Consider the following 24,823-nt stretch of genomic DNA (forward strand, 5'->3'; position numbering starts at 1 on the left):
TGACACACGAACTGGGTGGTCTGAGTGGAGGGCAACGCTGATGCACCCGGGCTACAACATTGGATCAGTCTATCTGCATCGCGGATGACTACGAAGCATTGTTGCTGTGGAATATTCATGACGAGGATCTCGCCATAAATCTGGTCGCACGGGAATCATCGGCATAACAGACAGTGCGTTGACAAACAGTCAGTGGCAAATCCGGACGTCGCTTGACTTCCTCGAACGGGTTGTGCATTTACTGCGCGAGTGAAAGCACCTGAAGGTCCATACCTCCACGCTGCGCACAGACTCTGATGCGGATCGTTTCTTCTTCGGTGAGTTGCAGGTGGATTCGCCGCCCGGCCGGTTCGTGCTGTGTCATGTGTCTGATGCTGAAAAATGTCAGCCACATGATCCACCAGGCACGATCAACCCGCAATCATGGGGTCAATGGACTGGATGCGCCGAGGACAGGGACTCGACATTGAACAGAATTGATACACATGTTTCGGATGCGACCCATCCTTAGTGTTCAATAATCCTTAAAGGAATTCCAGAAATCAAATCACAATTAAAATATTTTTAGAAAATGGGCTGATCATGTGAGTCGGCGTCAGGTCAAATCAACTTTTTTACATACACTATTGGCCTTCCGGCCTCTCTTACAACCGGATCAAAGCCTTGAGAGACCAGAAACGTCTGCATCGGCTGGTTTGTCGGTAAAACCTGGGCACAAAGCGACTCAAAATCGTGAGCACGAGCGCATTGTGAGAGTCGAGCCAGAAGCTGCCTGCCAATCCCACACTTCTGCCAGCGATCTGTGATGAGCATCAGGATCTCAGTCTGCTTGGGATCTGATCTGGTGGCCACATAGCGGGCATTCGCAACCGGCGTCAAATCCACTCCATCCTGAGCGTGAACAATCCAGTGCGCCGCCCTGCCAGAATCTCCATCACAGATGGCCTTGATCTGCTCATCACCCAGATCTGCGATATTGAAACGACCAAATCGGAAATACCGTGCCGCAGGGGAGAGATCACGTGCCAACTGCTTCAGATCAGCCACATCGGTGCAGGTAACCTCACGCATCACAAAAAGCTGACCATCCGGCCCGCTCCACCGGATTGTTGACAAACGGTCATACTCAAAGGAAGGGCCCTGACCCATCAACGCAATACCCCCACTGACGGCTGATCAGCCTCTGAAGATGAAGTACACAGCACCCATGAGACAAAGTCCAGCCCAGATATAGTCAGTTTTGAAAGGTTCACCCATGTATATCATGGCAAACGGAACAAATACCGCCAGCGTGATGACCTCTTGCGTGATCTTCAATTGTGCAAGACTGAATGTTTCGAAACCAATACGATTTGCCGGGACCTGCAACATATACTCAAATAGTGCGATCCCCCAGCTCACCAAAGCAGCAAGCCACCATGGTTTGTCGGCCAGATTCTTCAGATGCGCATACCACGCAAACGTCATGAAAACGTTGGACAAGACCAACAAGCCCACAAACAGCACCGGACCTGAAACGAGACCATTTGGCAGCATTTGACACCATCCCGGCCCTAACGGACGGGAGCTCCTTCTACACGCCGGCAATGTACAGCAACAAAAGCCTTCGCCAGCACTTTGCCAGAACCATATCTGTCCCGGTCATTGACCTCGCCCCAATCAAAGTCGATCCGCTCATCTTGCCGGATTTCACAGCAAACATTGCATGCAGCACTGCGCTCGCGAGACATCGCAACAAGCGTGATGGCGCGTCTATCTTGAACATGTAATTTACCGGTTTTGGGGAAGCGGGCTCTGATGAAGATCAGAGAGAGAACAGGCTTAGTCTGCAAGATCACTTCCATAGGATGGGACTGACACTGTTTATTACAATTCACTCACATAGAGTCTTCGTTACCGCCTTGCCCAGGAAACCCTGACATTCAGGGCGGCGGCGATGTCAGCTTGAAAGCATTGCTTTCGTCCCGTGTCAATCCTGGCGACATCGCTCGACGGGGCATCAAGCTGCAGCGACTCCTAAAAATCGCTGCACGCTTACGCCAGCAAAGTTCTTCCCGCCCACCTGAGGCAGAGCACCTCAACAGAAAGTCGTACAAAGACTACCTGCCCTCGATGGGTGCCTGTCGCGCCTCTGATCAGGATCGAAGTGAGCCGATCAGCGATTTCTCTCGGAAATGGCACCTGCGCCTGCACCAACAGCGGCACCTACCAGACCACCTACAACCGCATCACCGCCGGCGATTGCCGAAACGCCAGCACCAGCTGCAGCACCAATCGCGCCGCCCGAGACCGTCGCCTGTTGCTGGCGGGACATGTTGGTACAACCAGCCAAGACGATCGGCGCACAAATAGCAAGGACGAGTGTAAGTTTCTTCATATGGATTCCCCTCAATCAAACTGCATTAATACTTGCATCGAAAACTGAAACTGCCAAACAGATTGCAGACACTATCTGACACGACGGCTCTAGTTTATCAGCGAATGCCCATTCACCCGCTATACCTTGCAGATGCACCTCATGCTCCGACCACACTCAGGGCCAGGGTGGATACAGGGTCAGCTTTCCGACAGTGCAACGCCAGTTACTGCGTGGAACACACTTCTGAATTAACCCGGACTGGTCTTTTTCAAGGTTGCCATTCTTTACAATGGCGAAACCCGTTTCGGGATATCTCTGAACAGTTGAGAATCCTGATCCCCCATAGAATCCAGAAGCCTCATGAAATCCATGAACTTCAAGGAACGCCCTAAGCCCAACAACCCGATCAAGGAAGTAACACTATGATCAGTCATCTGGACCATCTGGTCATCACAACCGGCGATGAAGATGCCTGCGTCGACTTCTACACACGCGTTCTGGGAATGTCTCTCCAGACATTCATGGCAGGCAAGCCCCAGGGGCCAGAAAGTCACTTCACTTCGGGCCCCAGAAAATCAACATACATGTTGCGGGCGCCGAGTTCGATCCGAAGGCACATCGTCCGACCGTGGGATCCCAGGACCTGTGCTTCATGCTGGCGGTCCCTCTTGATGCGATGATTGACCACCTGAACAAGGAACAATGGCCCATCATGCTGGGGCCTGTCCCCCGCACCGGAGCGACTGGCATGATTCGTTCTGTGTATGTCAGAGACCCGGATCAAAACCTGATTGAACTTTGTGAGGCAACCCCACAAACACCACAATAAAGTCCACACCCAAAACGCATGCAATCAGACTGGCGTCTTGATGTTGCGCACAAAAGCTTGTAGCCATGAACACGCGCAACAAGCCTGCCAGGAATTCAAGTAGTCACTGGCTAATCCCGTCCTGCGACTGCCCGGATACCACGGGCCAGCATCCCGGCACGGGCTAGCCAGTCTACGGTCCACGTCTTCGTTTGCGCTTGTAATGCCCCCTTCTGTCTGCCTAGCTGTCACCGCGAGTTACTTACCTTGATTTCTGTTGATACCCACAAACTACGAACCATCAGCCTGATAGGCCTTGCCCAGGTCGTTGCAAGTGCGTCGAGTCAGTACCTTCCAGCCGTCATCTCCGAGCCTGGCGGACAAGCGCTGGGCATTTCACCAACAACATTCTTTGTAGGCGTCTCTGTCGCGTTGGTGACCTCAGCGCTTGTCGGACCGACTGTCGGGCGAATGGTCGACAAGTTTGGAGGGCGCCCAATGCTGATGCTCTCGAACATCCTGTATGCGATCGGTCTTCTGTTGCTATCCATGGCTGATGGCATCACGATGATCATGGTGGCCAATCTGGTACTCGGGTGTGCGCTGGCGTGTGGTCAGTTTGAGGCAGCTTTTGCTACCCTGGTGATGTTGTTTGGCAAGAATTCGCGCAACGCAATCACCGGAATCACCTTGATTGCAGGCTTTGCAAGCTTTGTCGGATGGACCGTCTCGGTCCAGATTCTGGAGCTTTGGGGTTGGCAGGGAGTCTGTCGATTCTGGGCTGGCGTTCACCTGCTGTTTGCCTTGCCGTTACACGCATTGATCCCTGCTGCCAGACAGTCCGAGCCTGCTTTGGACAAGAGTGTGCAAGGTTCCGGCAGCCCGGCAGGCGCGGCCGTGACAGAACCAAGCCGTCGCATGGGACAAGATGACAAGCGACCAGGCCCCGCGACACCTATCCAGAGCAACCGCGTCAAGGGCATCCTGATGGCCTATGTCTTTGCTGCCAACGCTTTTGTCGGCATGGGACTCATGATGCACCTGCCGGGTCTGCTACAAGTGTTTGGCGTAAGCATGGCGGCAGCCTTCACCATCGGTTCTCTGGTTGGCCCTGCTCAGGTCCTGGGACGATTGATGGACTTTTTTGTGATGCGTAAATGGCATCCGCTCGTCGGGACGCGCCTTGCAGCCCTGACTCATCCAGTGGGTGCAGCACTGATGCTGGTGTTCGGAACACCATTTGCGACAGCGTTTGTCGTCTTGCACGGGACCGGTAACGGCGTTCTCATCATGTCACGCGGCACGCTGCCACTGGCTATCTTCGGTGCGCTAGGGTACGGGCGTATGCAGGGCTGGCTCATGCTACCGGCCAAACTCGCTCAGGCATGTGCACCGTTTCTTTTCGGAATGGCACTGACGGACTGGGGAACAGGCACACTCTGGATGACAGGTATCCTTGGGCTGAGCACTTTCGCCGCGCTTTGCCTGATTAAGCGTTCACCGGCTCGCTGATGTCCAGAATTCCCGACACGATGTTACTGGCATTTGTACTCGGGAATGCACACAGAGCTTAAACTCAAAAAAGTTTTAGCAAAACAGGTAAATAAAGACTATTTCTGAGTAGAACATACAACCCTGACGCGAAAAGGCGTAGTCTGTGCTCATGGACCTGAGTCCACGTCGACCTGTCGGGTGCGATTGGCGCAAGGGGGCCAGAGATTACGCTGTCAGATTACGCTGTCCGTTGACGGCGAGGCCTGACTTGACCATTGCTAGCCAGTAGTCACCTTCTGGTTTTCGAGTTTTTGCCCCGGCGACGTGGCCTAGGACCGGCAGCACGCTCTTGCCTGCCATATGGCCTCAACACTAGTCTGATTTGAAACGGTCACGGCAAAAAGGTAGGCTGTCTGCTTTTGAAAGCCGTATTGACGCGGGCCACCGTTTACGGCGGGAACTGAGGCATCTTTTGTATTCCCGTTGGTTCAATCTGCTCTCTAACCAACCAAATTAATCATAAAAATCAATCAACAAAACTGACGTCCCCCGGCCTCATGGTCAGGGCTTCCCGGAGCATCTGATGAAAGTCGTTCGTTACACCTTACTCGGCATTCTTGGCATCCTAGCGCTGGTCGTGATTGCCGCAGCCGTTTTCATATTCACGTTCGATCCCAAACAATACAGGGGCGATATCGAACGACTGGTCACTGAGCAGACCGGCCGGACTCTGGTGCTGTCTGACGATATCGAGATGTCGCTGTACCCTAACCTCGGCGTGCGACTTGGCCCAACAAGGCTCACCGAACTGGACGGAAAAACAACCTTCCTAAGTGTCGAATCCGCGCAGGTGTCGGTCGCCCTGATGCCGCTTATCAAGCGCCAGATTCTCGTCGATGGCGTCAACCTGTCTGGGTTGGTAGCCAACATCGTCAAAGACAAGAACGGACGCTTCAACTTTGATGACCTGACCGGCGACCCAACCGAGCAAGAGGCGATCGAACCGGTCGAGGTCACCGGAGCGCAGGGTGGATCTGCCGAAATCACCTTCGATGTCGCATCAGTCAAACTGGAGAAGTCTTCACTATCCTACCTCGACCAGGCCACAGGCGAGCAAATCAACCTTCGCGACTTGAACTTGAGTACCGGGCAACTGGCACTGCAGGCAAGCGGTGATCTGAAGTTCTCAGGGCAGTTACAGGCCCCTGCTGTTCCTGTTGATGCCAGAATCGACCTGACAGGCAAGTACACGCTGAACGTTCCTGAACAGTTTTTTTCGCTCGATGGTGCTGTTCTTGGCGTCAATGGCTACGCGGTGCAGATGCAGAATCTTGCCGCAACACTCAAAACCTCTTTGCAGGCCAACCTGGCGGATAATCGTTTTGATCTGAAAGGTATCGAGATTGATGCCTCAGCCAAGGATCTCTTCAAGGCCAGCATCAGAAGTGCCGGGCTGATTCTTAATGGGGACAACCTCACCATCCAGCAACTGGATACCTCGGCGAACATGGAGCGGCCAGGTCAAAAGTACGGATTGCAGTTTCAGACACCTGAGATCACCGGCACGACCCAGCGACTTGTCATGAACAAGTTCACGAGTACACTCCAGGCAGACATGCCGGCAACACTGGCTCAACCGCTGAACGTACCGCTGCAAGGCAACCTGACCATCGATCTGGCCAAGCAGACACTTCAATCAACGTTCAGCGCATCAGTGGACGACAGCAAAGTTAACGGCACCGTAACTCTCCCGCGTTTTGCGCCGTTAGCAGTACGCGCGGACGTCAAGGTTGACCAGATTGATCTGGATCGATATCTGACCGGCGCGGGCGCTGGCAATCCATCGAGTGATGCCGGTGCAGAAAGCTCGAACACATCCGCAAACGCCAGCGCTCCGAGCAAAATTGACCTGAGCGCCCTGAACGACCTGAACGTACAGGCCAAGATCGACATCGGACAAATAACAACTCAAGGGCTGACCCTTACCGATTTCAAGACAGACATTAACGCGACCAATGGTCTGGTTCGCTTAGGCCCACATTCTGTGCAACTCTCCGGCGGAAGCATTCAAGGTGATCTCTCGATCAATGCACGCAACAACCAGATACAACTCAAGGAAACAGTCTCGAAGATCGCAATCGGGCAACTTCTGAAAGAACTCGGTCAGGAGTCGCGTATCGAGGGTCAGGCCAATCTTGCTCTTGACCTGACCACTCGTGGTGACAATGTCGATCAATTCAAACGGAACCTGGGCGGGGTGATCAATTTCAATGTGTCTGATGGCGCCATACGCGGCGTTGACATTGCTCGCCTGCTAAGAAGCATCCAGGGAATCATTACGACTGGAAAACTGCCCGAGTTCTCAGACGAGGATCGCACCGTTTTCAGCGAGCTGTCCGGTTCGTTCAACATCAATCAAGGCGTGGCGACCAACAAAGACCTTTCGATGAAAGCACCGTTGTTCCGTGTTCAAGGTCAGGGCGACATCAATCTTGTGTCTTCTCAGGTCAATTACCTTGCCAGGTTATCCGTCGTGGACACCACCCAGGGTCAAGGCGGCCCGGAACTGGAAATGCTTCGGGGTGTCACGATTCCGGTGCGTCTGACAGGTCCCCTGGACAATATCGGATACCAGCTTGATATCGCGTCCATCGCTGCAGAGATTGCCAAATCAAAAGCTGGCAAAACGATCACCAACAAGATCGAGGAAGCGATCGGACCGGAGCGCACCGAACAGATCGAACAACTGCTAGGTCCCGATATTTCCAACAAGCTTAAAGGACTGTTTAGTCAATAGGATCGATCGGGCGAGCACTTTATGGGGCTCGCCCTGACAGTACAGAACGCTCGGAAGTATGGCGGTCCAGGTGTAGGTCACGACCGTCGGACGAATCAAGAAACAGTCCAAATCGCCCCCTCACCGTATCGGACTGAACCATAGGTATCAACCCGTTGGTCCGGGTGTCAGCCGAACAGCAACTCGTCAGAGTGAATCCTTCTTGCACCTGCTGCAAGCATTTTTTTCCAGGCGCGGGCAACAGAGCCTTCAAGATCGATTCCTCGGCAGGCATCTTCCAGCACATCCACTTTGTAGCCATATGTCAATGCATCAAGCACCGACCACAATACACAAAAGTCGGTCGCAAGCCCCCGATCACCAGATGATCAATCCCTCGGCTTCTGAGATAACCGTCTAAACCGGTCTGTGTTTGTCTGTCCGCTTCCAGAAAGGTCGAGTAGGAATCGATCATCCGGTGATGACCTTTTCGAATGATCAACTGCGCGCGCCTGTAATCGAGATCCTGCGCCAGTTCTGCACCTCGGGTGGCTTGAACACAGTGACTCGGCCATAGGGTCTGTTCACCATAATCGAGCAGAATGGTTTCAAAGGGCTGGCGACCAGGGTGGTGCTGCGCAAAAGAAACATGATCGTCAGGATGCCAGTCCTGCGTCACGATGATGTTTTCGAACCGGGAACTAACCTTGTTGATGACCGGGACGACCTGATCACCATGCTGAACGCCAAGCGCACCACCAGGTAGAAAATCGTTCTGAATATCAACGACCAGCAATGCTTTGCGCATCGAAACGCTCATGAAACCCCTTATCCTGTTACCAAATCGACTGAGCCAACAGAAAGGGCAGCCTGAGTCACCCTTGAGTCTCTGGGAGGCTCCAAGCCATTTACATAAGCGAAACTTTAACCCAGCTCAGTCGTTCGCGCACCTCTGTGAGTACGATCACTTAGCTTGTTGTGTTTTGCTGGGGCTTGTTGGTTCCCGACAAAAGAGCGCTGGCCAGCTATAGAGCGTCAAGACGGTTTTGCTGAAATTGCCAAATTCCGTTTCCAGACAAGTGCTGGTCCAGCACTTCCCGGATCGCCTGGAGGCCATACTGTTTGCACAACTGCGCTCTCACTACTCTCTCACCTTCCTCTCTTCACTGCACGCACTCCCGGCTAACTCAGTCGAGCATCGGCACAGACAGATGGTCAGGTTTCCGTACACATTGAACTATCATCTCTTGCAGTGTATGCTCAGGGTATACCCTGACTTTATCTTGCAATTTCCAGACCAGAACTTACTTGTCAACGAACACCGACTGCCTTGCGATTGACAATACCTATGAATAACATAAATAAATTAAACTTCAAACTTTAATAGTTATCAACTAATATTCATACATGGCCGATAGCCACCCGCTGGTGAGGCAAATCACCAGCAAACCTTAAGTTTTCCACTGACTCACCTATGGAGTAATTGATATGTCATTAATCAACACCCAAGTGCAACCCTTCAAAGCACAGGCTTTCAAGCAAGGCAAATTCATCGAAGTGACCGAGAAGGACCTGCAAGGCAAGTGGTCAGTCCTGATTTTCATGCCAGCAGCTTTCACCTTCAACTGCCCGACCGAAGTTGAGGACGCTGCAGATAACTACGCAGAATTCCAGAAGGCTGGAGCAGAAGTCTATATCGTCACAACCGATACCCACTTCTCGCACAAAGTGTGGCACGAGACATCCGACGCTGTGGGCAAAGCCCAGTTCGCGCTGGTCGGCGACCCTACACATCAACTCACACACGCATTTGACGTGCACATCGATGAAGAAGGTCTGGCACTTCGTGGCACTTTCATCACGAACCCGGAAGGCGTGATCAAGACCATGGAAGTCCACGACAACGCGATCGCTCGTGATATTTCAGAGACTCTGCGCAAGCTCAAGGCTGCCCAGTACGTAGCTGCTCACCCCAATGAAGTTTGCCCCGCCAAGTGGAACGAAGGCGCCAAGACGCTGACTCCCTCACTTGACCTGGTCGGCAAGATCTAAGCACAGCAAGCCCGACGTGGTTCGGGCTGAGCGCCCGAATCACTCAAGACTTTGAACCGTTGTGCTGTACAAGGAAACTGATCATGTTGGACGATAACTTAAAGACTCAACTCAAAGCCCACCTGGAAAGGGTGACCCAGCCATTCGAGATGGTTGCCACACTCGGCGAGGACGAGAAATCGCAGGAGTTGCTGGCGCTGCTGCAAGACATTAACGGTCTGTCCGACAAGATCACACTGCGTACAGACGGTCAGGCTTCGCGCAAACCATCCTTTCGCCTGAATCGAATCGGTTCGGACATGGGAGTTGAGTTCGCAGCGATCCCGCTTGGCCACGAATTTACTTCACTGGTCCTGTCGCTACTCTGGGTTGGCGGTCACCCCCCAAAAATCGAGGCCGACGTCATTGAGCAGATCAAGTCGCTCGATGGAGAGTACCAGTTCGAAATTTACATGTCGCTGAGCTGCCACAACTGCCCTGATGTGGTTCAGGCACTCAACGTCATGGCTGTACTGAACCCCAGGATCCGCGTTGTTACGATCGACGGTGCCCTCTTCCAGGATGAGGTCAACGAGCGCGAGGTAATGGCTGTACCGACGGTATTCCTGAACGGACAGATGTTCGAATCAGGCCGAATGGGTGTGGAAGAGATCGTCGCCCGTCTCGACACAAACTCAGCTGCTCGCGAAGCCGAGAAACTCAACGCCAGGGATCCATATGAAGTCCTGATCATAGGCGGCGGTCCAGCCGGAGCTGCAGCGGGCGTATATGCCGCTCGCAAAGGAATACGAACGGGCATCGCAGCCGAGCGTTTCGGCGGACAAGTCAACGACACGAACGCAATCGAGAACTACATTTCGATTCTTGAGACAGATGGCCCGAAGTTTGCACAGGCACTCGAAGCCCACGTCAAGGCGTACGAAGTCGACGTCATGAATTTGCAGACTGCAGAAAAACTGGTCCCAGGCGAGGAGCCAGGTGATCTGATCGAAGTACACATGACCAACGGTGGTGTGCTCAAGTCCCGCAGTGTGATCCTCTCGACCGGTGCACGCTGGAGAAACGTCAACGTACCTGGCGAAGCCGAGTATCGCAACAAGGGGGTGGCTTACTGCCCGCATTGCGATGGTCCACTCTTCAAAGGCAAGCGTGTAGGCGTGATCGGTGGTGGCAACTCTGGCGTTGAAGCAGCGATTGACCTGGCTGGAATTGTAGGTCACGTCACTTTGCTAGAGTTTGCAGAGAATCTGCGTGCCGATGCGGTTCTTATCAGCAAGCTCAAGAGCCTGCCCAACGTTGAGGTCATCACCAACGCCCAGACAACCGAGTTTACCGGAACCAACGGCAAACTTGATGGCCTGAATTACAAGGATCGTACAACCGGCGAGAGCCATCGCGTCGAGATGGAAGGAGTATTTATCCAGATTGGACTGGTGCCCAACACCGAATGGCTCAAGGGCACCCTCGAGTTGAGCAAGTATGGTGAGATTGTCGTGGATGCGCGCGGCGCCACCAGCATACCTGGTGTATTTGCAGCGGGCGATGCCACCACAGTCCCATACAAGCAGATCGTCATCGCTGCGGGCGATGGATCCAAAGCTGCCCTAAGCGCCTTTGACTACCTCATCCGCACCCCGGCACCGGTGACAGCTGTCTCTGCCTGAACGAACTTGTCTCCTGTACCTGAGGTGGGCCTTTGAGCGTGTACCCACCTTTGAGCACCGCTCTCACCCAGCCGTTTTATGGCTGAGAAGGCGGTGTTTTTTTTTGGGTACAGCCAGACTGGCCTGACTGCTTGCCTATGCCGGTCTGGCATGCGCGTTTACGCAAACCCTTGAATGGTCATGGGTGTAGAATCAAGGTTTATAAAGTACGTATCGACTAGACACCGACTCAACGTTCCAAGTCCGCGTATCTGGGCAAATGGTTTATCTCTGCGTGCGGGTCCCCACCGACCTGCGCTGAATAAAGAATAGTGACTGGAGTTTGCTGACATCTGCTGTCAGTCAGCCCTAACATGAGGTTGCAAACATGAGTATCAAATCCCGCGCTGCTGTCGCCTTTGCTCCTGGCAAGCCACTGGAAATTGTTGAACTGGATGTCCAGGCACCAAAAGCCGGCGAGGTCCTGGTTCGCATCATCGCAACGGGTGTCTGCCACACTGATGCGTTCACCTTGTCAGGAGACGATCCGGAAGGCATTTTTCCGGCCGTACTGGGACACGAGGGTGGTGGCATCGTCGAGGCCGTCGGTGAAGGCGTTACGTCAGTGAGTCCGGGAGACCACGTTATTCCTCTCTACACAGCTGAATGCCGCCGCTGCAAGTTCTGCACATCTGGTAAGACCAATCTCTGTCAGGCCGTGCGAACAACGCAAGGTAAAGGCTTGATGCCTGACGGAACGACAAGATTCTCGTATCAAGGCAAGCCAATCTACCACTACATGGGTACTTCTACCTTTTCGGAGTACACCGTCGTTCCCGAGATCTCGCTGGCCAAGATCAACAAGGAGGCCCCGCTGGAGAAAGTCTGCCTGCTTGGCTGTGGTGTCACCACCGGTATCGGTGCCGTACTAAACACCGCCAAAGTTCAGGCCGGCAGCACCGTTGCCATTTTCGGGCTTGGTGGCATCGGTCTGGCTGCCATTATCGGTGCCACGATGGCCAACGCATCCCGCATCATTGCCATTGATATCAACCCGGACAAGTTCGCGATCGCCGAGAAACTGGGCGCAACCGACTTTGTCAATCCGAAAGACTACGACAAGCCCATTCAGGAGGTGATTGTCGAGTTGACCGATGGTGGCGTGGACTACTCGTTTGAATGCGTTGGCAACGTCGGCCTGATGAGAGCCGCGCTAGAGAGTTGCCACAAAGGATGGGGTGAGTCGACCATCATAGGGGTTGCAGGTGCCGGACAAGAGATCAGCACACGTCCATTCCAGCTGGTGACGGGGCGAGTCTGGCGCGGATCCGCCTTTGGTGGCGTTCGCGGCCGGACCGAATTGCCGGATTACGTGGCCAAAGCACAATCGGGTGAGATTCCGCTTGACGTCTTCATCACGCATACCATGCCACTTGAGGACATCAACAGCGCCTTCGATCTGATGCATGAAGGCAAGAGCATTCGCTCAGTCATCCATTTCTGAAAATCAAGTCAATCCGGGAACGTCTTCAATGGAATTAATTGCTTCGCAGCGCTGTTTTGGGGGTCAGCAAAATCGCTACCGCCATCGATCCAAGGTGCTTGATTGCGATATGACTTTCGGCGTGTTTCTGCCTCCCCAGGCAGAGCCTGGTGCGAGACTGCCGGTGGTCTACTGGCTCTCTGGCCTGACCTGCACCGACGAGAACTTCACCCAGAAAGCGGGTGCTCAACGCGTAGCAGCAGCCTTGGGACTGGTGATCGTTGCACCTGACACCAGCCCCAGAGGAGAGAACATTCCCGCCGATCCGGACAATGCCTGGGACTTCGGGCTGGGCGCTGGCTTTTACGTCAACGCAACACAAACGCCTTGGGCTGCTCACTACCAGATGCACGATTACATTGTCAAAGAACTGCCAGCACTGGTGGAGTCCGAGTTTCCTGTCTCACAAAGGCGTGCGATCAGCGGTCACTCGATGGGTGGACACGGGGCACTGGTCTGCGCCTTTCGCAACCCTGGACTCTACGAATCGGTCTCAGCCTTTGCACCGATCACCAATCCGGCAAAGGTTCCCTGGGGCATCAAGGCGCTCACAGGATATCTGGGAGACGATGCGGCCACCTGGCGCGAATGGGACGCCTGTGAGCTGATCAGTCGTGCCACAGAGCGCCTGCCGATTCTGATCGATCAGGGGCTGGCTGACAGCTTCCTCGACACTCAGCTCAAACCAGAGCGTATCGCTGAAGCGGCCCGACAGGCTGACTATCCACTGACCCTGCGCTTGCAGCCAGACTACGACCATAGCTATTATTTCATTGCCAGTTTCATCGAGGATCACCTGCACCACCACGCCAGAGTGTTGCTGAGAGACTGAGGGTTTCAACTCAGTACTCACCCAGCAGAAAACATCCCAATTATTTTTAGTGTTCTGTGCGTTTACCTGTTTCTGTATCCATCGGTCTGATGGCTGGAACGACATCAAAATGCGGCTTTTGTTCGATGACAATATTTCTTCATTCCTTTCGATTGTGCCATTCGGTCTTTTCTGAGCACTTGCTGCTGCCAGCCTCAAGCGAGACACTCATGGGAGTATCACAAAATCAGAATATGAGAGGATGCACATCCCGGGTCAGCGAAGCCCTCCACATCCGAACATAAACAGGTAAGAGAGGGATTGCACCAAGTGAACTACACACAAATTCTCGAAGAACTGCAAAAAGCCTCGGCGTTCGACCTGTATCGTCTGAGGGCGGCTATTGATACGGAGCTTGAGCGCCCTAGATGGATCATGTCCATTCAGGCGCAGCTTCGCCCGGGACAGGAAGTCACGTACTTCAACCCTGGTACGAACCGCCTGGTCAAAGCACTCTTGCTCGAGTTCCGAAGAAAGAATGCAGCAGTCAAGGATCTCGATACAGGCAAGAGTTGGCTGATTCCATATGCCGCGATCAATCTGGATGGTGCTGATGTGGAAATTCGTGAACAACCCCACGAAGGGCTGAGCCGCCAGTCGCTCTCGATCGGGGATCTTGTCGGATTCATGGATGCCGAGAATGAACAGCAATGTGGACGAATCATCCGTCTGAACGACCGGACGGTGACTCTGGACGCTGGACAACGCCGCTGGCGAGTGTCCTACTCCCTGCTACACAGGATCGTCGACATCGAAGCCGAGTGACCAGACAAGCAAGCTCACCGTTCTGCTTAAAGGCAGGTGGTGTCATCTTGACAGAGGACACCACGGTCACCTTCAGTTCAAGCTGGCCAAGGCTGCACTACGATTTTTCTGCCACAGTTCAGCAAACTTCTCGTCAGGCAGATCCTTGCCTTCGTTCATGGTGGTCTCCCAAGCTGCCTGCAGGGCCTTCAGGCGCTTGAGACGGGCGTCATTCCACTTTTCTGCCTGGTCGTCCCAGATCCCCTTCTCTTTCAGGTACTTGATCGCACCTGGGTGATAAGGAGCATCGGCTGGCGGCTTACCTGATTGTTCAAGGTTCCAGCGTGGCATGACGGCCGTCGCATCCTTGTACATATCGAAAGTCTCGTCCATCGCTTTAACAAAGTTGTACGCTTGCTCATCGGTCATGTCGGCCCGTGCGATAAGAACCGGGTAGCGATAGGACACAATCTCCACCGGATTATCCTTGGACAGGCCAGCACCAACTGTTTCGACAATGGGGCCAAGATAAGGAGCAACCGCCTGCATCCTGTCCCAACCTTTCTTGTCATCTGTCGGCACACCGAGCCAGTGAATGCCACGGGGCGACTCGGCCAGTTCATACATCTGGCTTGGCGTAGTCGTCGTGCATGTCGCATCGGACTGACCCGCAGCGATCGAACTCATGCCAGCAGCATAAGTCGGAAACATCACTATCTCAACGTCGTCAAAGGTCAGACCACCAAAGCTGATGTAACCCTCACACTTGACGTTGAGAGATGGGTTGCCTGCAACCAGAGCCAGACGCTTGCCCCGAAGGTCTTCAAACGTCTTGATGTTGGCATCCTTTGCAGTGGGCATGCCAAACGAAGATGGACGTCCGGCGAGCACTCTCAAGTCCTGAGGCCCCCAGCGTTTGGCGGCAAAGTCCTCGGTCCCTTCCGTTGCAAAGAAAGCTTCCGTTGCCAGAAAACCAACATCGGCCCGCTTCTGTACAACTGGCTGAAGACGTCCGATCGACGAACCTGATGGTTGAATCCGGACTTTGGTTCCATACTTTTTACCGAATGCATCGGCCATCGCCGATGCTTCTGCGTATCCGGCAGACCCTACATCGTAGGACGACCAGGTCATGCTGGGGGCAGATTCTGCGCCGCCGCACCAGCACCAAATGCCATCAGCAGACATGCTGCAATGCCTGTGATGTGACGCTGAGCCCGTTGTTGCTTGGGATGTTTCATGTGTTGCCTCCTCCTTGTGGTTTTCTGCTGCAGGTCACCCTGCCGTACAACTACACAACATCGATACGCCTTTCTGGCGGTCAAATTTAAACTTGGGCAATGACGGCAATCTTTTTAGTCGGGTGATGGCCGAAATCCACAAACACAACTCATTCGGACCAGCATTTCCTGTTTCTGCTGCCTGCAAAGTTTGTATGATGAAGCAGTGCTTCCCAGACAATCTCTACCCAAGTGCCTGTACGATGCAACCTGGCTCAAGTATGGTCAAGCTTCCCGGCCCAAAAAACGGGTAATTCCTGATACGAAAATACTTTGTTCCTGTGGTGACTGCACCGCGCTCCAGACCGCAACACCCAGCTAACGAGGGGTTCATTACGATTTTCTTAAGGAAATATCTAGAGGTCCTACTCCACCTAGCGATCAGGCATTGTGGGCAACACCAGACCTGATCGAAGCCTGATCACGCGGTGCACTACAGACGCAGTAACCGATGAGGACAGGAAACAAGCGAGAGCCGTCTGCGCCTTTGTAGGTAGTCAAGTAAACGGATACTTTTCGACTGGGCAGACCCTGCACTTCGGTCGTCGATACTCAGTCAGCGACAACCTGATAACTAACGCATACGGCGTTCGAGCGTGGCCGAATCGTGCCTCCTCTAGCCTCTAACTGGGCTCGAGTGAAAGCTGCGCCAAAAAGCAGAATGAGAGACGAGTAGTTGACCCACATCAGAAGCAAAACCAGAGACCCTGCCGCACCATAAGTGGACGCAGGGGCAGCCGTCGACAGGTAGATTGCAATGAGTGCGCGCCCGGTGACAAATAGCAGCGCAGTGACGAATGCGCCCACAAGAACGTCTCGCCACTCGAGCAGCACGTCCGGCAGGATCCGGAAAATTGACGCAAACAAAAGGGTGATCACCAGCAACGAAATGACCCAGTCGATCGCAAGTACTAAAAAAGAGTGAACCGCCAACCAGTTCTGCGTGAACTCAATTGTCGCCCTGACTGCCACACTCAAGGTCATCGAGACAAGCATCACAAATCCGATACCGAGTACCACCGTCAGCGATAACAACCGTCGCATGACGTAAACAAGAATGCCACTTTGTGTTGGCTTGGGTGCCACACCCCAGATTGAATTAAGTGCACCCTGCATCTGGGCAAACACGGTTGTCGCGCCGAATAGCATCGCCCCAAATCCAGCGATGGCCGGCAACATACCGGCCTTCTCGATCCTGCTGTTCTCTATCGCCGTCTGGACAGCCAGAGAAGCCTGATCTCCGATGGTTGCTCGCAACTGATCAGTCAACTGAACTAGCGCAACGTTCTCGTCAAACACCAGGCCGACCAGCATGACAGCAACTATCAGCACAGGTGCGATTGAAAAGACTGTAAAAAAGGCGAGTGCTGCCGCGTGCACGAACACACGCCCTTCAAGCCAGATCTTGAGCGTAGTGCGAAACACACCGAGCCAGTGGCGATAGATATGGGTTAAGTTTTTCTGCATTGCGAAATCATAATTGTTCTGCGGTGCAATTAACTTGCACAATCGCTGCGAACCAGTTACCCGTAGAACATTTCATGATCTGACGGTCAAAGTTTCACGAAAAATGGGCTCATGCTCAACTGGAATTCGAGCACCTTCAACGTTCTGGATGAGGAATTCGCAGCATTGCTGGTGACCAATTGCGATCCGCCAGTACTTCGTCGACGCCCACGCAGCCATTGCCTAAGGGCCAGCAACGTTGCCACCCGGCACTGAGCAAGGCGAAACCCTGCTTAGTTTACCCCAGTCAGGAATTCAATCTGAGTCAGCCCTTGGTGTACACCAATGGCCAGGACTATATGCTTGAGATAAAGAACGGGATAGTCTGCGAGAATACTTTCAGAATCATGAAGAACAGCGCACCTGTCCACAACCGACTAGATAGCGGTATACACTCGATCGCGTGGTAATGGCATATCTGACAAAGCGAGAAAGAAACGCCAGTCGGTATGGATTCGCTGCTGTCATCCCAGGGATCTCGCGTATCGCGGTGTGACGCTGCCAGACTGATTGCGTGCAGGGGCGATTTGCCGTTTACGCACACCGCCACTTCTCAACCAACCCGTCCGAATCATTCTATCTAAACCATGTCATTTGACCTGAACTCCCTGATCAAATTTCTGACCTGGCTCGCATCACCGATGGGTGCGTTTACAGCCTGTGCGCTCTTGTCTTTCGTTCTGCTTGTCTTTCACCAGGCCCGCAAGTTCCGGACCTGGGTCATCCTGCTGGCTTGTCTGCAGCTGATATTTTTTGCACTCCCGGGCGTGGCAGCGTGGTTACACCGTGGCCTGGAACACCAGGCTCATCAGATTGTGGCGCAGCGATCTGTACAGCAACCCTTTGCTGGCATTCTGCTTCTGGGCGGCGCTGGACAGTCTTTCCCGTCCTCGATTGCCAGCACCTTCGGGCATGCAGATTTCGGTGACGCCGTTGACCGGATTCTCTATGCAGCACAACTGTATCGAGAAGGCGTGGCGCCCAGGATCATCATCACTGGTGGCAACTGGCGCCTCGAAGATACCGACAGGCCCAGCGAAGCTTCAAGCACTCGGGAGTTGCTGATCCATCTCGGTGTGCCGGCCGAGGACATTCTGGTCGAAGAGCGCTCCCGAACAACTCGAGAAAATTTTCTGTACACAGACGCTCTGCTCAAACAACACGGCATCAATGGGCCGCTGGCGCTGGTCACTTCGGCCAGCCACATGCCCAGAGCAATCCGCAATGCCCAAACACTCAGGATTGATGCTGAAGGTTTTCCGACAGACTGGAGAAGTCATGGCCTGATGCTCCACGCGCTGCCCTGGTTGCCCAGTGCAAGCGCCCTGAGCCAGTCCGAGGTTGCCCTGAAAGAGTGGCTTGCCTATCTCATAGACTATTGAAACTCGCACACCCATCCCAAGGATCCAGGCTTACTCACAAGCATAGCCAGGAACATGAATGAGCTATTTGGTGACCACACCGAATCGATAGGACAGCGCCGCGCCAATCACATTGGCCTTGAAATCACCGGTAGGTGCCTGAATGCGTCCTCCGGTCAGCGTGAAAGCCAGATTGTCAGTGATCCGGTAGCCAATACCGGCGTTAACTTGCCAGACAGAGCCGTTACCAGTCGCCAGAGAGCCTCCCCCGCCTGCACCAACCAGAGCCTCGGCAGTCAGGAACCACTTGCTGGAAAGGTCGGCCTGGACACCTAGCCCGAGCAGACCTGTCATGTACGCCCCAGCATCCCCCGTGTAGGCGGCCAGACCCTGTCCAGTCACATACAAGTTGCGATTGATGAAATAGTCCAGCGCAACGCCCATGTTATTCACAGGCGAGTTGGTGGACTGGGTGCGCCAGTTATCGTCGGCTTTGAGGTAGGTCTGGTTTAATGCCCGAATACGAACGGGAGAAGCCCGATAGGAAGAGAGATTGACCAGAGGCTGATCACCTCGTGCAATTCTGGGCGTCCCAAAAACATAGCTCAGATTCAGCCCGAGTTGCATGGCCTTGAAATCACCAGATCCAGCCTTCATGCCGCCCAGCGCCAGTTCAAGTGCCCAGCGATCGGTAATCATCTGCTGCAACGCTATCCCGCCGCCGTAGATCAGACCGCCACCGGTTGCCACCGCGCCACCACCAGCAGGACCTGCGTTGACGTAGACCTTCAGTCCGGTCGATTCTCCAAGCGGAATCCGGTATCCGAGACCACCCAGAATCTGCATGTATCCGGCACTGTCACCAGCAAAGGCACCATCCGCACCCACTGTCATGAACCATCGATCGTCCAGGTAGGACGTCCACTTTGCCCCAACCAGCTGCATCGTGTCGTTCTGCACGCCCCCACCGCTATTCTTGACTGACGAAGGGATCTTGTATCCGGTCCATCCGACCGCGAACTCCTGCCTGTTTGCCGGCGCCATCAGGCCGCCCTTCGGACCCAGATTCCCTTTTGGCCAGCCCTTGGTCAGAGCCGTGTAGAAAGGATACTCATACATGATGTACGGCTGCACGCTCTTGACCGACCCGGTCGGAAACGTGACCCATGAAACGCCAACCCCGATATTGCCCAGCCTGCCCATCTTGTATGTCAGACCACCAGATGCCCGAAACATGAAACCGCCACCGGCTAGCTCAAGTCCTCCAGCCCCACCCCCGGCACCGACGAACAGACCACCGTTGAGCTGCCAGCTCTCCGAGACTTCCTGACGCGCCTCGCCGGCAAATCCGAGTGTGATGAAGCCACCCCGGTTGCCTGTCAATGCACCGTAGGTCCCAACGCCTAGCCGGAGGTTCTCGTGAACATCAAACAGCAGATTCGACCCGAGCATGCCCATGCGCTCGCCCCCAGGCAAACGCCACACCTCGAAGGTATTATGAAACACGCTTCCGGACGGAACGATACGATCAGCTTGATTGCTGGCAGGTATATCAGCAGGCACCCAGGGTGAGTACATTCCGTGAGGATCGCCATAGCGGCCCGTCTCATACCGGCCTTTCGGATACCTGCCAGCTCCTGACCTGCTTTGTTCCCGCCGTTGAATACCTGATGATGAAACCGATCCTGAGCCAGTGGACGAGGTAGATGGATTGCCAGGAGTCTTCGAGATAACTCCAGAACTCGTCTCAGGGGTCTGTCCTGTGCCCTGGGCGTCGGCTACTGCAGGTAAAGCCAGTCCAGCAGAAGCAGCGATCAGACTGCTCGCCAGAATCGGCGCGACGCCAAAACGCCTGCTGATCGAACGCAACCTTGATTGCGCGGATTGCTGACCAGCACAACGTTTGTATCGACGCGAGTTTCGATCTACGGGGGTAACAACAATCATGGCTGGACGACTGCAAGGCAACTCTGGCATGGTCAATCTGTTCATCAAATTAGAGCGGCACCGAATGGTGATACAACGCCGTCCCGAAATTCAGGATAGTTCACGTGAGTCCCGATCACCTGTCAGGATCATAATCGCTTGACCGCCTCAGGCCTGTGCCTCGATCAATGTAGCTTCGTAACCCACCTCATCAAGCACTGCAATGATCTCCTGAGGAGACTTCTCGACCAGATTCAGAACTTCGACGATCCGTTCATGCAGATCACAAACCACGTGTGCATCTGAGGACACTTCCCTGATGGCTTTGGTTATGCTGGCAACACAATGATTGCAACTCATATCTGGAACATGAAACTTCATGAAGAGTCTCCAAGATTATATAAAAACATTAATCGAATCAGGCTCACGCGCGGCCCGGCTAGCGTCAGGATAGATAGCAAATCAAATGCGGTGGCTCGTTCGTACGTCCTTGCAATGGAGCCCAAACAGAACGGACAACCTCTGGCTACTTCCGCGCGTGTGAACCGTTGATCATACCGAAACTATGCGGGTGATCAGGCGACTGGACTGTCGGCAGAGAAACCAGACTCTCTCTTGCGCGGCTGTGCTCGCTGACAGTTGCTCTGACAGCGACAAAGAGAACTTCTAGATAATTACTGACAAGTGGCATCATACGTCCACACGTCGTCTCCATCCACCAAAACTCATATGTTGTACGTCCTTGATTACGCACGATCGCTCTATCCTGTCCGACGAGCACTACTTTTGCGATGTCAGATAGCGATCCTCCAGAAATCTCGTTCGAGCTCGGGGCTAAGCAACAACCCAATGGAAGCCTTCCCTGCCTGGTACGTTTACTGGTATCCACTTACGTCGCTTGTCACATGCACAGATTGCTTACACTACTGCCAACTCGCTGCTATTGAACCACCATGATCCATACACCTTTGCCCGCCGGCATGACCAACTCTGATGTCAATGTCGATCGCTCCAACAGTCCGCCTGTTGATCCGACATTTGACCAACCAATCAAAGCAGATTCGGAGGTTCTCATCATTGGCGCAGGACCTGCGGGTTGTGCAGCTGCGATCACGCTCGCACGAGCAGGCAGACAAGTGCGAATAATCGACCAGCACACTTTCCCGCGTGACAAAGTGTGCGGTGACGGACTCATACCTGACAGCCTGCAAGCACTCGAAGCCCTTGGGGTGCTTGACACTGTCCTGGAACGGGCAACACTTGTCAAAGGTCTCGCGTGTCATGGTCCGGCTGGCGGAACGCTACATATTCCAGGCAAGCTTGCCGTGCTGCCCAGAAGGGATCTGGACATGATCCTGGTCAGAAAGGCACTCGACGAGGGTGCCGAGATGATTGCATCGGCTCGTTTCAATGCGGTGCTAACCGAGCAAGACAGCCAGGGACAAGAGCAGGTAGTTGGTGCGAATATCACCATCGGCGACAGGGCAACAGGGTCTCAACTGGATCTGCGCGCCCGCTGGGTCATCCTGGCAACAGGCGCCGCTGCAGGTCCACTGAAAGCGGCCCAGGTCTGCGAACGCTCATTGCCATCTGCGATGGCGCTCCGGACATATGTGCGCAACCCTGACTGGGCCGACCGGCTCGAACACCTGGAGATCAGCTGGCACCGGTCTTACGCCCCAGGTTATGGCTGGGTGTTTCCAGCCCCTGACGGACTGTTCAATGTCGGCGTGGGCCTGTATGGCATGCACAACCCGACGCTCAAGGACAAGATCAGACACATGGTCAGCGGATCTCCCGCTCGAACCAATAAATTGAATCTACATGGACTTTTTGAACGATTTGTGCAGAGTAGCCCTCGCGTGCGCGATCTCGTCGAGGGAGGTGAGATTGTTGCAGACATCAAAGGGGCGCCACTACGTTGTTCGCTGGAAGGGGCCTCTCCATCCAGACCAGGGATGCTGGTCACCGGCGAGGCACTCGGTAGCACTTACGCACTGACAGGAGAAGGAATTGGCAAGGCCATGGAAACTGGCATGCTCGCCGCACAGGCGATTCTGTCCAACACGTCTGATCAAGTAAAAGTCAGTCAAGCGTATCAACAGGCACTCGATAGCATTCGACCCAAGTTTGCAATTTACCAGCGTGCCAACATCATCAACCAGATGCCATGGCTGATCAACCTGGCCATCAGGCGTGGCAACGCCAGTCCAAGACTCGTTAACCGGATGAGTCTGGTACTCGAAGAGAAAGCCAATCCAGCCCGATTGTTCACTTTCAGGGGTGCCTGGAAGTTTCTGACTGAGTGAGCGCCCTGGCATTCTGCGGTTGCGAAATGATTCGACATGTTATTTAGTGAGCAAGAGATGCGCAGAACTGATTCCAACAGCCCACTGGTCTACAATCTGCTCCAACGGGAATCACAAGCCACCTATGGTCCAGTCTCCTGCAACAACTGCCTGACAGAGAATCGGCCGGACCAGAAACCAGCGACACGATAGGCTTGGCAAGTGCGGCTGTTGATTACTTTATGAACCTCTCCTGATTTCATTGCAGACCACATCGTTCGTGGTCCATAACCTGAAACCACACTCATGGCTGTCTTCACACATGTCAGCGAAAGCGACGCGAATCAGTTGCTAGCTGACTACGATCTGGGCTCACTCGTCAGTCTGACGGGCATTCCTGCCGGAATCGAGAACTCGAATTTTTTTCTCACCACCTCGCAAGGCGAGTTTGTATTGACTGTGTTTGAGGTACTGGAAGCAGCCCAACTGCCCTTTTACGTCGAACTCATGCACCACCTTGCCAGCCGCCAAGTCCCTGTGCCGATGCCTCAGACTCGTCGTGATGGAGTGCGCATCAGCAACCTTCACGACAAGCCGGCTATCATCGTGACCCGGTTAGCGGGTGGATGGGTGCGTCAGCCTTCGGCCGCTCATTGCGAAATTGCTGCACGCACCATGGCGCAAACGCATCTCGCGGCCAAAGACTTTGTGATTCACCAGCCTAATCTTCGGGGGCTCGACTGGTGGAAAGTCACAGCTCCCAAAATCATCCATCACCTGTCCAGGAGCCAGCGCGACTTGCTTGAAAGTACCCTGCTCGACCAGACTGAACTCGCTGCTGACGGAAAACTGGATACCTTACCCGCGGGTCCAGCCCATTGCGACTATTTCAGAGACAACGTGCTGTTTAGTGGCACTCCAGAAGCTCCTGAAATGGGGGAGTGATCGATTTTTATTTTGCAGGATGTGATCACTGGCTCTTCGACCTGGCCGTCGCCGTCAACGACTGGTGCGTCGATATCGAGACCGGTGAACTGGACTCAGTCCTTCTGAACGCCTGGTTGCGCGGATACACGTCGATCAGGTCGTTCGAGCCTTGTGAACGTGCAGTTTGGCCACAGTTTCTCCGGGCAGCCGCCTTGCGGTTCTGGATTTCGCGGCTTTTTGACTTTTACAACCCGCGACCTGCGGAAACGCTCAAACCACATGATCCAACTCAGTTCGAACGCATTTTGCGACTTCGCACCGAGAGTGTGATCGAACCTTTACTCGAGAAGTACTGATGCAAGCTGTTAATTTGCCTGCTGCCGCTGGATGGCAATGGATCAGAATGGGATGGGAGCTGTTCCGACTCCAGCCAGCTGCCATTCTGACCTGGACAATGCTGATCAGCCTGGTGTTGATCTTCTCGATGATGGCAGCACCGATCGGCCCGCTAATTTTCATCGCTTTCGTACCAACCATCACATACCTGACCTTGTCGGCGTGCCGTAGCGTACACACCGGCAAGCGGCTACTACCTTCAGAGTGGTTTGCGCCACTGAAACAAAAAGGCCTGTTCCGAAAGCTGATCAAACTTGGCGGAATCTATGTTGCCATCTGCCTGATTGCGGGTCTCATTGCCTTTCTTCCGTTCTCGGCGCAATTGTCTGAAGCCATGCAAATTGTGGTCGATACAGAAGACCTCGCTCCGCTCATGGAAGCACTGAATACGCCCATGATGATTTTCGGGGTGTTCTATTTCTTACTGGCGGCATTGTTCTGGTATGCCCCGGTTCTGATTGGCTGGCATGGAACAACCATTTCGCAGTCTCTTTTTTTCAGTGCGGTCGCGTGCTGGCGAAACAAGTGGGCACTGGTCGTGTACGCCGTGATCTGGGCATTCATTTTCAGCGGGGTAGATCTGCTGCTAGGTATCATGATCTCCATCGGTATCCCGATAAGTCTTATCGCTGCGCTGCAGGTTCCCGCCAACATTCTGGCAGGTAGTGTGCTGTATTGCAGCTTCTATCCGACATATATCACCGTATTCGGACAGGACAGGATTGCGCGAGAGATCGATCAATCCACTTCAGGCACAGAGCGCTGACTGAACCACCCCATGGCTAAAGCCAGGGGCTTGCGATCACAGTTGGTCACTCGACAAGACTGTTCATTCACCGCGCCTGGAGG

19 protein-coding genes and 3 pseudogenes are annotated in these 24,823 nt (G+C 54.0%); 12 read left to right on the forward strand and 10 right to left on the reverse strand.

From position 1 onward, the window contains the following. Positions 1 to 238: 238 nt before the first annotated feature. The 5 genes from DBV39_RS20260 to DBV39_RS06725 all read right to left on the reverse strand — a co-directional run bounded on the left by DBV39_RS20260 (position 239) and on the right by DBV39_RS06725 (position 2,377). Positions 239 to 364, reverse strand: coding sequence for a hypothetical protein (locus DBV39_RS20260; protein ID WP_265416040.1), 126 nt, complete (start codon positions 362 to 364; stop codon positions 239 to 241). A gap of 236 nt (positions 365 to 600) precedes the next feature. Next, positions 601 to 1,116, reverse strand: a complete 516-nt coding sequence (locus tag DBV39_RS06710) for a GNAT family N-acetyltransferase (protein ID WP_159078842.1) — start codon at positions 1,114 to 1,116, stop codon at positions 601 to 603. 60 nt (positions 1,117 to 1,176) lie between these two features. Next, complete coding sequence (locus tag DBV39_RS06715; protein WP_108620879.1) at positions 1,177 to 1,536, reverse strand: DMT family protein; 360 nt, start codon at positions 1,534 to 1,536, stop codon at positions 1,177 to 1,179. Positions 1,537 to 1,553: 17 nt separating this feature from the next. Further along, on the reverse strand, positions 1,554 to 1,832 hold the full coding sequence (locus DBV39_RS19445; RefSeq protein WP_159078843.1) for a hypothetical protein: 279 nt from the start codon (positions 1,830 to 1,832) through the stop codon (positions 1,554 to 1,556). A gap of 323 nt (positions 1,833 to 2,155) precedes the next feature. Beyond that, positions 2,156 to 2,377, reverse strand: a complete 222-nt coding sequence (locus tag DBV39_RS06725; protein ID WP_108620881.1) for a hypothetical protein — start codon at positions 2,375 to 2,377, stop codon at positions 2,156 to 2,158. Between the two features lie 404 nt (positions 2,378 to 2,781). Between DBV39_RS06725 and DBV39_RS06730 the strand changes: the two are divergent. The 3 genes and pseudogenes from DBV39_RS06730 (at position 2,782) to DBV39_RS06740 (ending at position 7,458) form a co-directional block, all read left to right on the forward strand. After that, positions 2,782 to 3,188: pseudogene (locus DBV39_RS06730) on the forward strand (VOC family protein). A gap of 246 nt (positions 3,189 to 3,434) precedes the next feature. Further along, positions 3,435 to 4,679, forward strand: coding sequence for an MFS transporter (locus DBV39_RS06735; protein ID WP_159078844.1), 1,245 nt, complete (start codon positions 3,435 to 3,437; stop codon positions 4,677 to 4,679). A 565-nt stretch (positions 4,680 to 5,244) separates the two neighbouring features. Then, positions 5,245 to 7,458, forward strand: coding sequence for an AsmA family protein (locus DBV39_RS06740; protein ID WP_108620883.1), 2,214 nt, complete (start codon positions 5,245 to 5,247; stop codon positions 7,456 to 7,458). 167 nt (positions 7,459 to 7,625) lie between these two features. Here the strand turns inward: DBV39_RS06740 and pncA are convergent. Then, a pseudogene (gene pncA / locus DBV39_RS06745) lies at positions 7,626 to 8,257 on the reverse strand (bifunctional nicotinamidase/pyrazinamidase). Positions 8,258 to 8,925: 668 nt separating this feature from the next. Between pncA and ahpC the strand changes: the two are divergent. The 5 genes from ahpC to DBV39_RS06770 all read left to right on the forward strand — a co-directional run bounded on the left by ahpC (position 8,926) and on the right by DBV39_RS06770 (position 14,311). Next, positions 8,926 to 9,489, forward strand: coding sequence for an alkyl hydroperoxide reductase subunit C (gene ahpC, locus DBV39_RS06750; protein ID WP_108620884.1), 564 nt, complete (start codon positions 8,926 to 8,928; stop codon positions 9,487 to 9,489). 83 nt (positions 9,490 to 9,572) lie between these two features. Further along, the gene (gene ahpF / locus DBV39_RS06755; RefSeq protein ID WP_108620885.1) at positions 9,573 to 11,153 is read left to right on the forward strand and encodes an alkyl hydroperoxide reductase subunit F; all 1,581 of its coding nucleotides are present in this window, start codon (positions 9,573 to 9,575) and stop codon (positions 11,151 to 11,153) included. Between the two features lie 373 nt (positions 11,154 to 11,526). Further along, positions 11,527 to 12,636: an S-(hydroxymethyl)glutathione dehydrogenase/class III alcohol dehydrogenase gene (locus DBV39_RS06760; protein WP_227870908.1), complete on the forward strand. Its 1,110-nt coding sequence runs from the start codon at positions 11,527 to 11,529 to the stop codon at positions 12,634 to 12,636. 28 nt (positions 12,637 to 12,664) lie between these two features. Next, on the forward strand, positions 12,665 to 13,507 hold the full coding sequence (gene fghA / locus DBV39_RS06765) for an S-formylglutathione hydrolase (protein WP_193853052.1): 843 nt from the start codon (positions 12,665 to 12,667) through the stop codon (positions 13,505 to 13,507). A gap of 309 nt (positions 13,508 to 13,816) precedes the next feature. Then, positions 13,817 to 14,311 carry a hypothetical protein gene (locus DBV39_RS06770; protein ID WP_108620888.1) on the forward strand — a complete coding sequence of 165 codons (495 nt, stop codon included), beginning with the start codon at positions 13,817 to 13,819 and terminating at the stop codon, positions 14,309 to 14,311. A gap of 72 nt (positions 14,312 to 14,383) precedes the next feature. Here DBV39_RS06770 and DBV39_RS06775 read toward each other — a convergent pair whose 3' ends face one another. Together DBV39_RS06775 and DBV39_RS06780 are read right to left on the reverse strand one after the other, a co-directional pair. Beyond that, a complete protein-coding gene (locus DBV39_RS06775; protein WP_265416041.1) occupies positions 14,384 to 15,424 on the reverse strand; it encodes a TAXI family TRAP transporter solute-binding subunit in 1,041 nt (346 codons plus the stop codon). Positions 15,425 to 16,122: 698 nt separating this feature from the next. Beyond that, a complete protein-coding gene (locus DBV39_RS06780; RefSeq protein WP_108623147.1) occupies positions 16,123 to 17,037 on the reverse strand; it encodes a YihY/virulence factor BrkB family protein in 915 nt (304 codons plus the stop codon). A 626-nt stretch (positions 17,038 to 17,663) separates the two neighbouring features. On the opposite strand from DBV39_RS06780, the gene DBV39_RS06785 reads away from it, so the two are divergent. After that, positions 17,664 to 18,458: a YdcF family protein gene (locus tag DBV39_RS06785; protein ID WP_108620890.1), complete on the forward strand. Its 795-nt coding sequence runs from the start codon at positions 17,664 to 17,666 to the stop codon at positions 18,456 to 18,458. Between the two features lie 63 nt (positions 18,459 to 18,521). On the opposite strand, the gene DBV39_RS06790 is transcribed toward DBV39_RS06785, so the two are convergent. Beyond that, entirely contained in the window at positions 18,522 to 20,015 is a 1,494-nt protein-coding gene (locus DBV39_RS06790; RefSeq protein ID WP_159078845.1) for a hypothetical protein, read from the reverse strand. Positions 20,016 to 20,531: 516 nt separating this feature from the next. Then, a complete protein-coding gene (locus DBV39_RS06795; protein ID WP_108620892.1) occupies positions 20,532 to 20,744 on the reverse strand; it encodes a heavy-metal-associated domain-containing protein in 213 nt (70 codons plus the stop codon). A gap of 572 nt (positions 20,745 to 21,316) precedes the next feature. Here DBV39_RS06795 and DBV39_RS06800 point away from each other — a divergent pair. The 3 genes and pseudogenes from DBV39_RS06800 to DBV39_RS06810 all read left to right on the forward strand — a co-directional run bounded on the left by DBV39_RS06800 (position 21,317) and on the right by DBV39_RS06810 (position 24,740). Continuing rightward, positions 21,317 to 22,672, forward strand: a complete 1,356-nt coding sequence (locus DBV39_RS06800) for an NAD(P)/FAD-dependent oxidoreductase (RefSeq protein ID WP_227870847.1) — start codon at positions 21,317 to 21,319, stop codon at positions 22,670 to 22,672. A gap of 285 nt (positions 22,673 to 22,957) precedes the next feature. Further along, positions 22,958 to 23,934, forward strand: a pseudogene (locus DBV39_RS06805) (homoserine kinase). Next, on the forward strand, positions 23,934 to 24,740 hold the full coding sequence (locus tag DBV39_RS06810; RefSeq protein ID WP_108620893.1) for a BPSS1780 family membrane protein: 807 nt from the start codon (positions 23,934 to 23,936) through the stop codon (positions 24,738 to 24,740). The pseudogene DBV39_RS06805 and the gene DBV39_RS06810 overlap by 1 nt, the downstream one beginning before the upstream one ends. Positions 24,741 to 24,823: the final 83 nt, after the last annotated feature.

Origin of the sequence: Orrella marina (assembly GCF_003058465.1) — a bacterium.
GTDB lineage: Bacteria > Pseudomonadota > Gammaproteobacteria > Burkholderiales > Burkholderiaceae_B > Algicoccus > Algicoccus marinus.

Excerpts from the sequence above, each read along its gene's own strand:
- DBV39_RS20260 (WP_265416040.1), bottom strand. The coding sequence starts at position 364 with ATGACACAGCACGAACCGGCCGGGCGGCGAATCCACCTGCAACTCACC.
- DBV39_RS06785 (WP_108620890.1), top strand. The coding sequence starts at position 17,664 with ATGTCATTTGACCTGAACTCCCTGATCAAATTTCTGACCTGGCTCGCA.
- fghA (WP_193853052.1), top strand. The coding sequence starts at position 12,665 with ATGGAATTAATTGCTTCGCAGCGCTGTTTTGGGGGTCAGCAAAATCGC.
- DBV39_RS06780 (WP_108623147.1), bottom strand. The coding sequence starts at position 17,037 with ATGCAGAAAAACTTAACCCATATCTATCGCCACTGGCTCGGTGTGTTT.
- ahpF (WP_108620885.1), top strand. The coding sequence starts at position 9,573 with ATGTTGGACGATAACTTAAAGACTCAACTCAAAGCCCACCTGGAAAGG.
- DBV39_RS06725 (WP_108620881.1), bottom strand. The coding sequence starts at position 2,377 with ATGAAGAAACTTACACTCGTCCTTGCTATTTGTGCGCCGATCGTCTTG.
- DBV39_RS06775 (WP_265416041.1), bottom strand. The coding sequence starts at position 15,424 with ATGACCTGGTCGTCCTACGATGTAGGGTCTGCCGGATACGCAGAAGCA.
- DBV39_RS06790 (WP_159078845.1), bottom strand. The coding sequence starts at position 20,015 with ATGTACTCACCCTGGGTGCCTGCTGATATACCTGCCAGCAATCAAGCT.
- DBV39_RS06795 (WP_108620892.1), bottom strand. The coding sequence starts at position 20,744 with ATGAAGTTTCATGTTCCAGATATGAGTTGCAATCATTGTGTTGCCAGC.
- DBV39_RS06715 (WP_108620879.1), bottom strand. The coding sequence starts at position 1,536 with ATGCTGCCAAATGGTCTCGTTTCAGGTCCGGTGCTGTTTGTGGGCTTG.
- ahpC (WP_108620884.1), top strand. The coding sequence starts at position 8,926 with ATGTCATTAATCAACACCCAAGTGCAACCCTTCAAAGCACAGGCTTTC.
- DBV39_RS06810 (WP_108620893.1), top strand. The coding sequence starts at position 23,934 with ATGCAAGCTGTTAATTTGCCTGCTGCCGCTGGATGGCAATGGATCAGA.
- DBV39_RS06740 (WP_108620883.1), top strand. The coding sequence starts at position 5,245 with ATGAAAGTCGTTCGTTACACCTTACTCGGCATTCTTGGCATCCTAGCG.
- DBV39_RS06800 (WP_227870847.1), top strand. The coding sequence starts at position 21,317 with ATGATCCATACACCTTTGCCCGCCGGCATGACCAACTCTGATGTCAAT.